Annotated in this window: 13 protein-coding genes and 1 pseudogene; 10 read left to right on the top strand and 4 right to left on the bottom strand. The window is 74.5% G+C overall.

Going from position 1 to position 13,872, the window contains the following annotated elements; genetic code table 11:
• Positions 1-109: 109 nt before the first annotated feature.
• The 5 genes from ACTMSW_RS29735 to ACTMSW_RS29715 all read left to right on the top strand — a co-directional run bounded on the left by ACTMSW_RS29735 (position 110) and on the right by ACTMSW_RS29715 (position 5,522).
• Positions 110-856: an ArsR/SmtB family transcription factor gene (locus ACTMSW_RS29735; protein ID WP_441184074.1), complete on the top strand. Its 747-nt coding sequence runs from the start codon at positions 110-112 to the stop codon at positions 854-856.
• 91 nt (positions 857-947) lie between these two features.
• On the top strand, positions 948-2,015 hold the full coding sequence (locus tag ACTMSW_RS29730) for a cytochrome P450 (protein WP_441184073.1): 1,068 nt from the start codon (positions 948-950) through the stop codon (positions 2,013-2,015).
• Positions 2,012-2,854 (top strand): isocitrate lyase/PEP mutase family protein, encoded by an 843-nt coding sequence (locus ACTMSW_RS29725; protein ID WP_441184072.1) that lies wholly within the window; start codon positions 2,012-2,014, stop codon positions 2,852-2,854. Before ACTMSW_RS29730 ends, ACTMSW_RS29725 begins: the two co-directional genes overlap by 4 nt.
• A gap of 93 nt (positions 2,855-2,947) precedes the next feature.
• A complete protein-coding gene (locus ACTMSW_RS29720; RefSeq protein ID WP_441184071.1) occupies positions 2,948-3,916 on the top strand; it encodes a DUF5715 family protein in 969 nt (322 codons plus the stop codon).
• 4 nt (positions 3,917-3,920) lie between these two features.
• A complete protein-coding gene (locus ACTMSW_RS29715) occupies positions 3,921-5,522 on the top strand; it encodes an asparagine synthetase B family protein (RefSeq protein WP_441184070.1) in 1,602 nt (533 codons plus the stop codon).
• A 122-nt stretch (positions 5,523-5,644) separates the two neighbouring features.
• Here the strand turns inward: ACTMSW_RS29715 and ACTMSW_RS29710 are convergent, their stop codons facing one another.
• Both ACTMSW_RS29710 and ACTMSW_RS29705 read right to left on the bottom strand, forming a co-directional pair.
• Entirely contained in the window at positions 5,645-5,992 is a 348-nt protein-coding gene (locus ACTMSW_RS29710; protein ID WP_441184069.1) for a winged helix-turn-helix domain-containing protein, read from the bottom strand.
• Positions 5,989-6,714 (bottom strand): hypothetical protein, encoded by a 726-nt coding sequence (locus tag ACTMSW_RS29705; RefSeq protein ID WP_441184067.1) that lies wholly within the window; start codon positions 6,712-6,714, stop codon positions 5,989-5,991. Before ACTMSW_RS29705 ends, ACTMSW_RS29710 begins: the two co-directional genes overlap by 4 nt.
• Before the next feature lie 129 nt (positions 6,715-6,843).
• On the opposite strand from ACTMSW_RS29705, the pseudogene ACTMSW_RS29700 reads away from it, so the two are divergent.
• Positions 6,844-7,776, top strand: a pseudogene (locus ACTMSW_RS29700) (PfkB family carbohydrate kinase).
• 21 nt (positions 7,777-7,797) lie between these two features.
• On the opposite strand, the gene ACTMSW_RS29695 reads toward ACTMSW_RS29700, so the two are convergent.
• Positions 7,798-8,418 carry a maleylpyruvate isomerase family mycothiol-dependent enzyme gene (locus ACTMSW_RS29695; protein WP_441184066.1) on the bottom strand — a complete coding sequence of 207 codons (621 nt, stop codon included), beginning with the start codon at positions 8,416-8,418 and terminating at the stop codon, positions 7,798-7,800.
• 107 nt (positions 8,419-8,525) lie between these two features.
• Here ACTMSW_RS29695 and ACTMSW_RS29690 point away from each other — a divergent pair, with 107 nt between their 5' ends.
• On the top strand, positions 8,526-9,551 hold the full coding sequence (locus ACTMSW_RS29690; RefSeq protein ID WP_441184065.1) for a sigma-70 family RNA polymerase sigma factor: 1,026 nt from the start codon (positions 8,526-8,528) through the stop codon (positions 9,549-9,551).
• Here ACTMSW_RS29690 and ACTMSW_RS29685 read toward each other — a convergent pair.
• A complete protein-coding gene (locus ACTMSW_RS29685) occupies positions 9,536-10,978 on the bottom strand; it encodes an LVIVD repeat-containing protein (protein ID WP_441184064.1) in 1,443 nt (480 codons plus the stop codon). The two genes, ACTMSW_RS29690 and ACTMSW_RS29685, sit on opposite strands and share 16 nt — an antisense overlap.
• Positions 10,979-11,116: 138 nt before the next feature.
• Between ACTMSW_RS29685 and ACTMSW_RS29680 the strand changes: the two genes are divergently transcribed.
• From ACTMSW_RS29680 to ACTMSW_RS29670, 3 genes are read left to right on the top strand one after another with little or no spacing between them, the layout of a single operon-like run.
• Positions 11,117-11,812 carry a DUF305 domain-containing protein gene (locus tag ACTMSW_RS29680; protein ID WP_441184063.1) on the top strand — a complete coding sequence of 232 codons (696 nt, stop codon included), beginning with the start codon at positions 11,117-11,119 and terminating at the stop codon, positions 11,810-11,812.
• A 49-nt stretch (positions 11,813-11,861) separates the two neighbouring features.
• The gene (locus ACTMSW_RS29675; RefSeq protein WP_441184062.1) at positions 11,862-13,103 is read left to right on the top strand and encodes a sensor histidine kinase; all 1,242 of its coding nucleotides are present in this window, start codon (positions 11,862-11,864) and stop codon (positions 13,101-13,103) included.
• The gene (locus ACTMSW_RS29670; RefSeq protein WP_441184061.1) at positions 13,100-13,765 is read left to right on the top strand and encodes a response regulator; all 666 of its coding nucleotides are present in this window, start codon (positions 13,100-13,102) and stop codon (positions 13,763-13,765) included. The genes ACTMSW_RS29675 and ACTMSW_RS29670 overlap by 4 nt, the downstream gene beginning before the upstream one ends.
• Positions 13,766-13,872 lie beyond the last annotated feature (107 nt).

Genomic DNA, 13,872 nt, shown 5'->3' with positions numbered 1-13,872 from the left:
GGTGGTGGACGAGCACTGTGTCCGTTTCTACAACGTTGGATACAACGATGTAAAGACCGTCGGCGATATGGTGTGCGGGGCGGACCGACGGGCGTGCCAGGATGGGCGGATGAGTTCCGTCGTCGGCGGTGGGCCGGAGCTGGCCCGGCTCGCCGCGCTGCTCGCCGACGACACCCGGGCCCGGATGTGTCTGGCACTGCTCGACGGCCGGGCGTGGACCGCCGGGGAACTGGCCCGGCTGGCCGGGGTCGCCCCGTCCACCGCGAGCGAGCACCTCGGGCACCTGGTCCGGGGCGGGCTGCTCGCCGAGGAGCGCCAGGGGCGGCACCGCTACCTGCGGCTCGCCGGCCCGTCGGTGGCGCAGCTCATCGAGGACCTGGCCGGGCACGCGCCACCGCCGCGTACGCCGGTCGGCTCGTGGCGCGCCGCGCGGGCCGACGCCGCCCTCGCGTACGCCCGCACCTGCTACGACCACCTGGCCGGGCGGCTCGGGGTGCTGGTCCGCGACGCGATGCTCGCCCGGCGGCTCCTCGACGACACCGCCGGTCTGGCGCTGACCCCGGCCGGCCGGCACTGGCTCACCGCGCTCGCCGTGCCGGTCGACCTGCCGCACAATGGTCGCCGTCCGCTGGTGCGCGACTGTCTGGACTGGACCGAGCGCCGCCCGCACCTGGCCGGAACGCTCGGCGCGGCCCTGTGCCGCCGCCTGTTCGAGCTCGGCTGGCTCGCTCCGGGGACCGGCCGGGCGGTGCGCCTGACCCCGGCCGGCGGGCCGGCACTGGCCGCGGCCCTGGGCGTCGACCCCGTCGACCTCGCTCCACCCCCGTCGGCCGACAACGGCGGCGGACGCGCCTGACCGCGCCACCCGCCGGCGTGCGACCGGGTCGGGACGGTACGCGGCCGACGATTCGGTGGGCGCCGAACGGTCCCGGTCCTACCGTCGGGCGGTGACCGTCGAGCCCCTCGTTCCACCCGCACCCGGCACGCCACCGTGCGGTCCGCCCACGTTCGCGCCCGACACCGGCTGGACGGTGACCCGCCACGCCGACGTCCGCGCCGTCCTGCTCGACCCGGCCTGCCGGGTGCCGGTCGCCGGCGACGGCCCGCCCGGAACGCTGGCCGGACTGCGGGGACTGGCCAGCCGGTTCAGCGACGCCGACCGGCACCCGGCCCGGCGGGCGCTCGGTGTCGCGGCACTCGCCCCGCTCGACCCCGACGAACTCCGCCACGAGGCGGCGCGGGAGACCTCCGCCGTCCTGGACCGGGCCGGTGGCCGGCTGGACGTGACAGGCGCGCTGGCGCGACGCGTACCCCTGCGGGTGCTGGCGGCCCGCCTCGGCCTGGCCGATCCCGACGCCGCCGTCCCGGCGGTGGCCGCGGTCGCCGCGGCGTGGCACCCGGGGGCCGATCGCACCCGCATCGTGGCGGCGGACCGGGCCGTGGAGGTGTTGTCGTCGATGGTTCCGGCCGGGTCGCCGGAGGCGCGGGCGAACCGGCTCGGCCTGCTGGTGCAGGCCTGCGACGCCACCGCCGGCCTGATCGGGTCCGCGGTCCGGCACGGCCTCGCGCTGCCACTCGTGGTGTCGACCGCGGACCTGGTCGCCGAGGTCCTTCGGCTCGATCCGCCGGTGCGGGGCACCCGCCGGGTGGTCACGGCCGCGACGCGTGTCGCCGGCAGCGACCTCGCCGTCGGTGATCCGGTGCTGCTGCGTTTCGACGCCGCGAACCGGGACCCCGTGGTCTTCGCCGACCCCGACCGCCGGCGACCCGGACGGCCCGACGGCGTCCTCACCTTCGGCGCCGGGCCGCGGGGCTGCCCGGGGGAGCGTCTCGCGTCGGCGCTGGCCGCCGGGGTGGTGTCGGTGCTGCGGCGCCGCTGCCGGCTGGTCCACGACCCGGGGGACCACGAACCGCACCCACTGCTGCGGGTTCCGCGCCGCATCGACCTCACCGTCCGGGCAGCGGGGGCGGGCGGCGAGGCGGAGACCGTTGCCGCCATGGAGGAGGTCCGATGACCCACCGCTACGCCGCCTTCCACGCACTGCACCACGGCGACCGGCCGCTGCTGCTGCCGAACGCCTGGGACCACGCGAGCGCCGCCGCGTTCGCCGCCCGCGGCCACCCGGCGGTCGGTACGACGAGTCTCGGCGTCGCCGCTGCCGCCGGCCTGCCCGACGCGGCCGGCGTCCTGCGCGTGGAGAACCTCCGCCTGGCCCGGCTGCTGCGCCCGCTGCCGGTGCTGCTGACCGTCGACGTGGAGGGCGGCTGCTCCGACGACCCGGCGGCCGTCGCGGACCTGGTCGCCGAACTGGCCGATCGGGGCGTGGTCGGCGTCAACATCGAGGACGGCCACCCCGGCGGTGGGCTCGCCCCGCCGGAGCTGACCGCGGCGAAGGTGGCCGCGGTCCGGGCGGCGGTACCGGGGCTCTTCGTCAACGCGCGCACCGACGCGTGGTGGCTCGCCGTTCCCGACTCGTTGCCGGAGGCGCTGCGCCGGGTGCGGGCCTACGCCGACGCCGGAGCGGACGGGATCTTCGTGCCCGGCGCGCCGGACGCGGCGGCGGTCACCGCCGTCGTCGACGCGGTCGGCGTGCCGGTGAACGTGCTCCACCGGCCCGGCGGACCCACCCTCGCGGACCTGCGGGATCTCGGCGTGGCGCGGGTGAGCACCGGCTCGCTGCTCTACCGGGCCGCGCTGGGCGCCGCCCTGGCCGCCCTCGACGAGGCCGCTAACGACGCCCGCCCGGCCCAACCGGGTACCGCCGATCCGCTGTCGTACGCGGAGGTGCAGCGCCTGAGTGCGCTGTCCGGTCGTGGCCCGGGTGCCGCCCGTGGCAGCCTTCGGGGGAGATAGGAGGATTGTTCGCACTTCTCCCGGCTCGCGTGTTTACGGTGTTCTCAGGGCGATGCACCACCGTGACGTCGTGACGGGAGAGAGGACCCGACCATGCGAGTGCCCAGTCGAAGCCCGGGACAGCCGCCCGGTCCTGCCGTCTCCCCGGCGGCGCCGGCCCGGCGCCGGGCCCCCTCCGCCCTGCCCCGCCGTACTCCGGCCCCGCCGCCGGACCTCGACGCGTACCGGGCCGCCGTCGCCGACCTGCTGGTCGAGGTCGGTGCCCTGGCCGGGGCGGCCAGCACCGCCGCACGGCAGGCGCTGGTGGACGACCGGCTCCGTGAACCGGCGATCGCCGCCGTCCTGGACGCCACGGCACAGGGGCTCGTCGGGGCGCGGGAGACGCTGCTGCTGGAGATGGCCCGCTACCAGCCCAACGAGCGCAGCTCCGCGGCCGACCTGACGGCCCTCGTCCGGATCTACCTGCTCTCCCGGATCGACGTGATGTGGTGGCGGGACACCGCCACGTACCGCACCGACGAGCAGGTTAACGCCAGCACCGACCTGGTCGACCTGGAGTGGCTGCGCCGGCGGGACCTGCTCCGCTTCCGCTACACCGAGCAGCCCGCCACCGTCCTGGGACGCGGACTGCGGGCGGTGGGCCGCCGACTGCGCCCGGACGCCACCCCGCGCACCGCCGGGCTGATGTTCCGCCGGACCCGCCGGGAGATCGTGGCGCTGCTCAACGACATCGGCCGGGAGTTCGCCGCCGCCACCGGGCCCGGCACCCCGCCGCTGTGGGTGACCAGCCTCGTCCGCTCCGCCGAGCACCAGCACCGGCTGCGCCGGCTGGGGTACGCGGCGATGGTGCCCAGCGGGCACTGCCTCGGCTGGGCCGTCGACGTGGAGATGACCTGGTTCACCCGGTTCGGTGCGCGGGAGACCCTCGCCGAGCTGCTGCTCGCCCGCCAGCGGGCCGGGGAGATCAACGTCGTCGACGAAGGGCAGGCCTGGCACCTCTGTCTCGCCCCGGCCGCGCGCAAGCGGCTGCGCGCCGCGTACGAAGCCGAGATGGGGGTCTGAGCACATGTGCGGCATCGCGGTGAGCCTGGGACCCGAGGCCGACCCGGTGGTCTTCCGTCGGATGCTCGCCACCCTGACCACCCGTGGCGAGGTCACCGAGACCCGGTACGAGACCGGCCTGCTGACCGGCGTACGCCGGTTGCGGGTGGTGGACCGCGACCGCGCGATGCAGCCGTGGGTCTCCGACGACGAGCGCTGGCTGCTCTGCTACAACGGCGAGGTCTTCAACCACCACGAGCTGCGGGTGGAGCTGACCCGGCTCGGGCACCGGTTCCGCAGCGCCAGCGACACCGAGGTGGTGCTGGCCGCGTACCTGCGGTGGGGCGAGGACATGGTCACCCGCCTGCGTGGCGAGTACGCCTTCGCGATCGTCGAGCGGGCCACCGGCCGGGCGTACCTGGTGCGCGATCCGCTCGGCGTCAAGCCGCTGTACTGGTCCCGTACCCCCGGTGCCCTGCACCTGGCCAGCGAGGTCAAGGCGCTGGTCGGGTACGGCGTGCCGGTCGCCGAGGTGCCGCCCGGCCACCACGGCTGGGCCGAGGTGGACGGGCCGGTGCGGCTGCGCCCGTACGTCGACCTGCTCACCCTCGGTGCGGGGCTGCCGGTGGTGGACGACCCGGACGAGGCCGCCCTGCTCGTCCGTGCCGCCCTCACCGACAGCATCCGCATGCGGGTGGACACCGACCTGACCGTCGGGGTGATCCTGTCCGGCGGGCTGGACAGTGCGCTGGCCCTGCTGCACGTCAAGGAGATGCACCCGGACTGCGTGGCGGTCACCGTCGGTGGGCCGGACAGCCCCGACGTCGCGTACGCCCGGCGGCTGGCGCGCGACCTGCGCGTGCCGCACGAGGTGGTCGAGCTGCGCCCGCGCGACATCCGGCGGGCCGACATCCGGGAGGCGATCCGGATCTCCGAGCTGACCGAGTACGGCGACATCATCAACGCCGTGGTCTCGGTGCCGCTCTTCCGGCGCCTCCACGAGCTGGGCGTGAAGGTGGCGCTCACCGGGGACGGATCGGACGAGCTGTTCGGCGGCTACCCCATGTACCACCAGGTCGGCCCCGAGGCGTCCCGCCGGCTCTTCCTCCACCGGATCCGCAACCTCTGTCGTACGGAGTTGCAGCGGGTCGACCGCACCAGCATGGCGTACGGGGTGGAGACCCGGGTGCCGTTCCTCGACCTCAGCGTGGTCGAGCTGGCGATGCGGCTTCCGGTCGGGCTGAAGATGCGGTCCGGCCAGGAGAAGTGGATCGTCCGCCGGGCGTTCGCCGACGTGCTGCCCGACTACGTCCGCCGCCGGCCGAAGAGCCCGATGTCGTACTCCTCCGGGCTGCACGAGCGGGCCCGGCTCTACAAGCCGCTGTTCGCCCGGCTGCACCGCTCGTTCGGGTACGACCTGCTCGAACCGGTGCGCCGCGACTTCGACAGCGTGCTCACCCGCTGCGGCAACGACCTGGACCGGGCGCTCGCCGCCGGCCGCACGCGACCGGACTACACGGTGCTGGAACATGCCCGAGACCTGGTCGGCGCGGCGACGTGGAACGCCGCACCGTTGGTCCGCCGGCTGGTCAAACCCCGCCGAACCAACGCCCCCCTAGCGGGCTGAGCCGCCGGGCCGCCGGGCCGCCGCTGCACCCGGCAGTTTCACGGAAAGAGTGGCCATTCCGCGCCGGATGGCCACTCTTTCCGTGAAAGAGGGCGCGGGTCGGGCGTGTGGGGGGTGGGGGGTCAGGGGGTGGGGTTGGGGGGAGGGGGGTTGGCGGCTCGGATGCGGGCGACCAGTTGCTCAAGGGCAGCCACCTCGGCGCGCAGCGCCGCGCGGCCCGGTCGGGTGAGCTTGAGCCAGGTGCACGGTCGACGGCCCTCGTAGCCCTTGGTCACCTGGAGCAGCCCGGCGTCCTCGAGGATCTTCAGGTGCCGGTTGAGGTTGCCGTCGGTGAGACCCAACTCGTCGCGTAGCGTGGCGAAACGGCACTCGGGGGTCTCGCTCAGCACGGTGAGGATCCCCAGCCGGACCCGCTGGTGCACGACGTCGTCCAGTGCCGTCGCGGGGTGCGGGACCGGCGCATCGCTCATGCCCGGGACCGGCGGGCCGACACGAGACGGACAGTGGCGACGACGAGCAGCGGCAGGGCCATCAGGACAAGATAGTGGCCCGGACGCCACGCGAGCTGGCCAGCACCGGAGCCGCCGATCATCCAGCCCGGCACGGAGCCCAGCGGGAAGGTGGTGCACAGCCAGGCGGCCAGCGCGACGATCCAGGCGCCGGCGAGCACCAGGCCCCAGCTGCGTTCCACCCACCCGAGCGCGACGGCCATCGCGGCCGGTGCCAGCAGCGGCGTCAGCAGACCCGGCCAGAAGGGACCCGACAGCAGGACGAGGGTGTCCGGCGGCGGGGTGGTCGGCACGGCGGCGATGACCGCCAGCAGAACCAGCACGCCCAGGCCGGTGCCGGCGAAGGGCCGCCACGGGACCCGCACACCGAGCCGCCGTGACCGCTGCCGGTACCACCACGCCGTGCCGGCGAGGAGCACCGGCACGGCCAGGAACCAGAACAGGTACGACGCGACGGGGGATCGCTGCTGGTCGGGGAGCCCCGCCCAGTAGGGGTGCTCGCCCTCTATCGAATAGATCTGGCTGAAGGGCGCCTCGTAGAGCGCCGAACTGGCCAGCAGCAGCACGGCGATGCCGGCGGCCGGGAGCCAGGCACCCCCGTGGGCGCGGCGGGCGCTGCGGTCGCGGAGCCGGTCGAGTTGGGCGAGCGTCTGTTCGGCCTCGGTGGTGCGGTCGCGCTTCATCGACGTCTCCACTCTGCGACGGCAACGTACTTTGTGATGCAAAGCTTAGGGGGTGGCCGTCCCGTCCACAAGGTCTCGACGAGCGCCGCGTCCACGCGTGCCGGACGGCGGCCGGGGTAAGACCGGATCATGGTGCAACGGGATGTGATGGTGGTCGGTCAGGTGGCGCGGGACCTCGTCCTGCTGGTCGACGAGGTGCCCGACGCCGGCGGGAGCGCGCCGGTGCGGCGCCGCCGGGAGATGCTGGGTGGCAAGGGTGCCAACCAGGCGGTCGGGCTGGCCCAGCTCGGCGCCACGGTCGGCCTGCTCGGCGTGGTGGGCGACGACGAGGTGGCCGACCGGCTGCTGGCGCAGGCGCGAGCGGACGGGATCGACGTGGACCCGGTGGTGCGCCGGCCCGGGACGCCGACCGGGTTGATCGTCGACGTGGTCGACGCCGAGGGCCACTGACGCTACCTGGAGGACCTGCCCGGCGCGACCCTCCTCTCCGTCGACGACGTGGCCCGCAGCGACGACGCGCTGCGCGCCGCCCGCGCCGTGCTGATCCAGCTCCAGCAGCCGGTGCCGGCCGCCCTGACCGCGGCCCGGGCCGCCCGGGAGGCCGGCCGGCTGGTGGTGCTCGACGGCGCACCGGGTGACGATCCCGGTGCCGACGAACTGCTCGCCGTCGCCGACGTGCTGCGCGCCGACGCGCAGGAGGCCGGGCTGCTCACCGGCGACGCGCCGCGCGACGCCGACGACGGTCTCGCCGCCGCCCGCACGCTGCGGCGGCGCGGCCCCTCGGTGGTCGCCGTCGAGGTGGCCGGCGTCGGCAACGCGTTCGCCTGGCCGGACGGCGAGCTGTTCGTGCCGCTGAGCGAGACACCCACCGTGGACAGCACCGGCGCGGGGGACCCCTTCGTCGCCGCGCTCACCCTCGGCCTGTTACGGCGCGAGCCGCACGAGCGCGTGGCCCGGTACGCCGTCGCCGCCGCCGGCGCGACCGTCGGGCACCCGGGTGGCCGTCCGGCCCTCAGCCGTCGGGCGATCACCGACCAGCTCGACCGGATCCCCGCCGGCTGACCGTGCCGCTTTCGGCGCCGGTCAGCCGGAGAAGCGTCCGGCCGCCGGTCCCTCCAACCGGCCCGGCGGCAGCCGGCGGCCACACAGGACCAGCAACAGGTCCTCCGCCCGTCCCCGGACCGGGTCGCCCGTGCCGTACGACCAGTCCAGGTCCGTCGCCCGCAGCTCGACACCGGTCAGGTCGGTGCCGAAGAACGCGACGTTCCTCGGGCGCATCCCGGCCAGGACCATGGCGACCCGGTCCGGAGGCACCCGCCGGTCCAGCCCGACACCCACCGTGATGTCGAGCCCGTGGATCACGTCGTGCGCGAGGGCGCCGTGCGGACCGCCCCCCGGAGGTGACCACGGATGCGTGGCGTTGTCCCGCAGCCCGGCGACCAGCCGTTCGGCCGGCAGCGCGGCCGCGTCGCGGCGTGCCGCGCGGTCGGCCATCCGGTTGACGTCACCGCGGGCCTTCGCCAGGTCGAGCACCATCCGCGCGAGTGAGGTGCGGAACGGCATGGTGGTGTGGGCGACCATCTCCCGCACCCGCCAGCCGTCGCACAACGTGGGCGCGTCCCACTGCCACGGTTCCAGGCCGGCGAGCAGGTCCGCCTGTTCGCGACGCTCGGCCGCCACCGCCGCCCGTACGTCCTCCGTCATGTGGTCTCCTCCAGTCGGCGGGGCGCGGCGTCTCCGCGCCCCCGGAGGGGATACGAGCCGGGCGCCGGAAACCCATCGGTCGTCGGCGGGGTGCGTATGGTCGAGCGGTGAGTGTGGCGCCGACGGACGAGGCGGTCTCCCGGCTGGAGCCGTTCCGGATCGAGTTGACCGGCTACTGCTACCGCATGCTGGGTTCCGGCTTCGAGGCCGAGGACGCGGTGCAGGAGACGCTGCTGCGGGCGTGGCGGTCGTACGACCGCTACGACGCGAGCCGGGCGTCGCTGCGTACGTGGCTCTACCGGATCGCGACGAACGTCTGCCTGGACCTCCTCCGGGGGGCCCGCCGACGGGCCCTGCCGATGGATCTAGGTGCACCGGCGGTCGCCGGTCCGGGCCCCGGCGAGCCGGCGGCGGAGGGAGTCTTCGTGCAGCCGGTGCCCGAGTCGCTGGTGCTTCCCGCCGCCGTCGACCCGGCGGAGCAGGCCGTACGACGGGAGACGGTCCGCCTGGCGTTCGTCGCCGCGCTCCAGCACCTGCCGCCCCGGCAGCGCGCGGTGCTGATCCTGCGGGACGTGCTGTGCTGGACCACCGGGGAGGTGGCGGACCTCCTGGACACCAGCGTCCCCGCGGTGGCCAGCGCACTGCAGCGGGCCCGGACCACCCTCGGGACGGTGGAGGTGCCGTCCGGAGAGCCGTGGCGCCCGACCGACCCTGGCCAGCGCGATCTGCTGGCGCGCTACTGCGCGGCGTTCGAACGCCATGACGTCGCCACCTTGGTGGCCCTGCTGCACGAGGACGCGACGATGTCGATGCCGCCCTTCCGCTGGTGGATCCGGGGCCGCGACCGGATCGGGGCGGCACTGGCCGATCCGGGGGCGTCCTGCCGGGGGGCACGTCTGGTGCCGGTGGCCGCCAACGGGTCGCCGGCGTTCTGGCAGACCCGGCCGGGTCCGGACGGGACGCACCGTCCGTTCGGGCTGGTCCTCCTCGACGTGCACGAGTCCCTCGTCACCGGTATCGCCACCTACCTCGACACCGACCGGCTGGTCCCGTTGTTCGACGCGGACGGGCCCGGTTCCCCCAGGGGAACCGGGCCCGTCGGTGGGGTCGGCCGCGCCTACCAGCTCAGGTAGCTGGGCTGGGTCTGCACGTTCAGCTCCCGGTAGCGGACGAGGTTCGCCGTCCAGGTGCGCCAGTCGTTGAGCTTGAGGACGTCGAAGCCCTTCACCATGTCGTTGGAGTAGATGTAGCCGTTGTAGTAGTAGGCGGACCAGGTGCCTCCGCCGACCGGCCGGTCGAGCGAGAGCGGGCCGCGCTCCCAGAACGCGATCTCCTTGGGGGTGGCCGAGTCGGTGAAGTCGAACACCGACACGCCGCCCTGGTACCACGCCTGGACCATGATGTCGCGTCCGAGCACCGGGACCAGCGAGCCGTTGTGCGCCACGCAGTTCTCGGTGTCGGCGTTGTAGCGGGGGATCTTGTAGTAGCTGCGGAAGACCAGCGCGCGGGCGTCGCCGCTGCCGGTGATGTCGTAGATGGCGTTGGCGCCCCGGTTGGGGCCGACAGCCTCGGTGCAGGTGGCGGCGCCGCCACCACCGAGCTCGTCGGTGAAGACGACCTTGGTGCCGGCGTTGTTGAAGGTGGCCGAGTGCCAGAACGCGAAGTTCTCCGTGTCCCGGACCCGGTTGATGACCCGGGGGGACTCCCGGTCGGAGATGTCCATCAGGATGCCGTCACCCATGCAGGCGCCGGCGGCCAGGTCCTTGTCCGGGTACGCGGTGATGTCGTGGCAGCCGCTCGTCGCCGACTTCACCCGCGGGATGCCCTCGTAGCCGCCGTCCGGGAACAGGTTCGGCGTGGCCACCACGGCCGCGTCGGTGGGCGTCCGCAGCGGCACCTTCACGATGGAGATCGAGTCGTGCGGCGGCGGGCAGCCCACGTACGTGTCCGACGGCCCGTACGACGAGACGTACAGGTAGACCGACGCGCGGTCCTTCGCCGGGACGAGGGTGTGGGTGTGCGAGCCGCAGGCGGTCTGCACGCTCTTGACGTAGCGCGGGTTGGCCTTGTCGCTGATGTCGAAGATCCTGATGCCCTCCCACTTCGTCTCGCTCGTCGGCACCTGCGTGCTGTTGCAGGAGTCGTCGCTGCGCGGCGAGTCGGTGGAGAGGAAGAGCAGGTTCCCGCGGACCGAGATGTCGTTCTGCGAGCCCGGGCAGAACACCCGGGAGACGACCGTGGGCGCGGCGGGCTTCGAGATGTCGTAGACGACGAAGCCGTTGTAGTTGCCGGCGAACGCGTACCTGCCCTGGAAGGCGAGGTCGCTGTTGGTGGCGTCGAGCGGAGCGACCTTCGGCAGGTTGGCGACCTGCTTGAGGTTGGGGCTGCTCACGATCTCGTCGACGCCCGGGATGGTGTTCGCGGCGCCGACCGGCGCCGACGGGGTCGCCTCGGCGGCGCTGCCCGGTGGGGCGGCGACGGCGGTGACGAGGAGGAGGCCGATCGCGGCGAGGCTCACGGTGGTGAGCCGTCGGGACCGCGGCGTGGGGGAACTGAGCATCGGCGGCGCCCTTCGCAAGGGGGTGACGATGGACGTCACCTTACCGGCCGGTGACGGACGTCGATGTGAGCTGGATCACATAATGAGCGGTTCATCAATGGATACGATCGCCATGACCTCTACCGCTTGGAGTGGCCCATGACCGTCCGGCGCGTACGGACCCTGGCTGCCGTCACATCCGTGCTCCTGGTCACCGGCGTGGTGGTGGCCCTCCTGCTCGGCTCCGGCGGTACGGAACGCCGCCCGGCCGCGTCGCCCGTCGTCGCCGCGACACCGACCCCGACCGGGCCCACCGGACCAGCGGTGATCGTGCCGGGCCGGCCGGGTGAGACCGCCTCCACCCGCACCGCCACGGACCTCGCCGCCGCCGCCGCGCCCCGTCCGCACAACTCGATGGACGCCTGGTTCGTCCGGATGATGATTCCGCACCACGCGCAGGCCCTGGAGATGGCGGAACTCGCGCCGGAGCGCGCCGCCGACCCCGACGTGCTCTCCCTCGCCGCCCGCATCCGGGCCGGGCAGGGTCCGGAGATCGGCATGATGCGCGGCTGGCTCCAGGCCCGGGGCCTGGCCGAGGAGGTGACCGGGCACGACCACGGCAGCATGAAGGGGATGCAGTCGCCCGAGGCCATGCGCCGGCTCGCCGACGCCCGGGGGCCCGCGTTCGACCGGCTCTTCGTGGAGATGATGAGCGCCCACCACCAGGGCGCCGTCGAGATGGCCGTCAACCTGCTCAAGGTCGGCGCCGATCTCACGCTGTCCGAGTTCGCCAACGCCGTCGCCACCGAACAGGCTGTCGAGATCGATCGCATGCGCGCGCTGCTGGCCTCCTGACCTCGGCGGGCCGGTCGGTCGGCCCGTCGCCCGGCGACACGTACGCTGGGTGACCGTGAACCGCACCGCCTTCGGTCGCCCGCTGCGCAGCGTCGCCTTCGACGTCCTCGTCTCGCTCGGCGTGGTCCTCGTCGGCCTCCTCGGAGCGGTCAACCAGCCCGGCGGATGGACGGCGACCCTCGTGGGGGCCGCGATGGCGGTGGCGCTGCTGGCCCGCCGGCACCACCCCAGTGCCGTCGCGGCGGTGGTGGCCGTCCTCGCGCTGGTCCAGGTCGTCGCCGGCTGGGGTCCGCTCGCCTTCGACGTCGCGGTGCTCGTCGCGCTCTACAGCGTGGTCAAGTACGCCGACCGTCTCCGTGACGGGGTGGTCGCCGGCGTGGTCGCCGCGGTCGGTGTGGTGCTCGCCGCCGTCCAGACGAGGGGCGACGTCCCCTGGTGGGCCAGCACCATCTACTTCGGGCTGGTCACCGGCGGGGTCTGGCTGGCCGCGCTGAACGTCCGGACCCGTCGGCTCTACGTGCTCAGCCTGGAGGAGCGGGCCACCACGCTGGAACGGGAACGGGAGGCCGAGGCGCGGGCCGCCGTCGCCGAGGAGCGCACCCGCATCGCCCGCGAGCTGCACGACGTCGTCGCGCACAGCCTCGCCGTGATGATCGTCCAGGCCGACGGCGCGCGGTTCACCCTCGACCGGGACCCGGAGACCGCCCGCGAGGCGGTCAAGGTGGTCGCCGACACCGGCCGGGTGGCCCTGGAGGAGATGCGCCGGCTCGTCGGCGTACTCCGGGAGCCCAACCCGCCGGAGACGGCGGCCGTGGCCGGCACGGCGGGGGAGTCGCCACCGCCCGAGGTCGCCGCGGAGCCCGAGCACCGTCGGCCGGCGCTCGCCGAACTGCCCGCCCTGCTGGACCGCTTCCGCGACGCCGGCCTGCGCGTCCGCTGGTCCACCGACGGCGACGTCCCGGCCCTGCCACCGGGGCTGGAACTGACCCTCTACCGGCTGGTGCAGGAGGGGCTGACCAACGCGCTCAAGCACGCGGGCGTCGGTGCCGGCGTCGACGTGACCCTCCACCACACCGCCGCCGCCGTCGTGGTCCGGGTCGTCGACGACGGGCGCGGACGCCCGCCGGTCCGGCCGGCGCCGTCCGGGGGGCACGGCCTGGTCGGGATGCGCGAGCGCGTCGGGGTGTACGACGGCAGCCTCGCCGCCGGCCCCCGACCGGGTGGGGGCTGGCGGGTCGAGGCCCGGCTGCCGCTACCGTCGACGCCCGGAGCGGAGGTGATCGCGGCATGACCGTGCGAGTGGTGATCGTGGACGACCAGGCGCTGGTGCGCGCCGGTTTCCGGATGGTGCTGGACTCCCAGCCGGACCTGGAGGTGGTCGGCGAGGCGATCGACGGCGCCGACGCCCTGCGCGTTCTCTCCCGCGTCGACGCCGACGTGGTGGTGATGGACGTGCGGATGCCGACCATGGACGGGGTCGAGGCGACCCGTCGGATCTGTGCCGACCGCCCGGCCGGCCCGCCCCGGGTCCTGGTGCTGACCACGTTCGACACCGAGGCGGACGCCTTCGCCGCGCTCCGGGCCGGTGCCAGCGGCTTCCTGCTCAAGAACGTGCCGCCGGAGGAACTGCTCGCCGCGATCCGGGTCGTCGCGCAGGGCGACTCGGTGGTGGCCCCGTCGATCACCCGCAGGCTGCTCGACCGCTTCGCCGGCCAGCTCGGCCCCGGCCCGGTCGAGGACCCCCGCCTCGCCCAGCTCACCGAGCGGGAACGGGAGATCCTCCTGCTCGTCGCGCAGGGCCTGTCGAACACCGAGATCGCCGCCCGCGTGCACGTCGCCGAGGCGACGGTCAAGACCCACGTCGGGCGGATCCTGGCGAAACTCCAGCTCCGCGACCGGGTCCAGGCGGTGGTCCTGGCGTACGAGAGCGGCCTGGTGACCCCGGGGGGCTGACGCCGCGTACGACCTCGGTCGTACGGGCCGCTCGCCGTGGGACCCCCGGGGACGCACCCGGGTCGAGCGCGGCGGCGGACGCCGCCCGACCGGTGCCGCCCTAGCGT

Origin of the sequence: Micromonospora sp. BQ11 (assembly GCF_052068135.1) — a bacterium.
GTDB lineage: Bacteria > Actinomycetota > Actinomycetes > Mycobacteriales > Micromonosporaceae > Micromonospora.
This window is presented reverse-complemented; position numbering and strand designations above follow the sequence as displayed.

Coding starts and splice junctions, on each gene's coding strand:
- ACTMSW_RS29720 (WP_441184071.1), top strand. CDS start 2,948: ATGCGAGTGCCCAGTCGAAGCCCGGGACAGCCGCCCGGTCCTGCCGTC.
- ACTMSW_RS29680 (WP_441184063.1), top strand. CDS start 11,117: ATGACCGTCCGGCGCGTACGGACCCTGGCTGCCGTCACATCCGTGCTC.
- ACTMSW_RS29670 (WP_441184061.1), top strand. CDS start 13,100: ATGACCGTGCGAGTGGTGATCGTGGACGACCAGGCGCTGGTGCGCGCC.
- ACTMSW_RS29710 (WP_441184069.1), bottom strand. CDS start 5,992: ATGAGCGATGCGCCGGTCCCGCACCCCGCGACGGCACTGGACGACGTC.
- ACTMSW_RS29705 (WP_441184067.1), bottom strand. CDS start 6,714: ATGAAGCGCGACCGCACCACCGAGGCCGAACAGACGCTCGCCCAACTC.
- ACTMSW_RS29685 (WP_441184064.1), bottom strand. CDS start 10,978: ATGCTCAGTTCCCCCACGCCGCGGTCCCGACGGCTCACCACCGTGAGC.
- ACTMSW_RS29715 (WP_441184070.1), top strand. CDS start 3,921: ATGTGCGGCATCGCGGTGAGCCTGGGACCCGAGGCCGACCCGGTGGTC.
- ACTMSW_RS29725 (WP_441184072.1), top strand. CDS start 2,012: ATGACCCACCGCTACGCCGCCTTCCACGCACTGCACCACGGCGACCGG.
- ACTMSW_RS29735 (WP_441184074.1), top strand. CDS start 110: ATGAGTTCCGTCGTCGGCGGTGGGCCGGAGCTGGCCCGGCTCGCCGCG.
- ACTMSW_RS29695 (WP_441184066.1), bottom strand. CDS start 8,418: ATGACGGAGGACGTACGGGCGGCGGTGGCGGCCGAGCGTCGCGAACAG.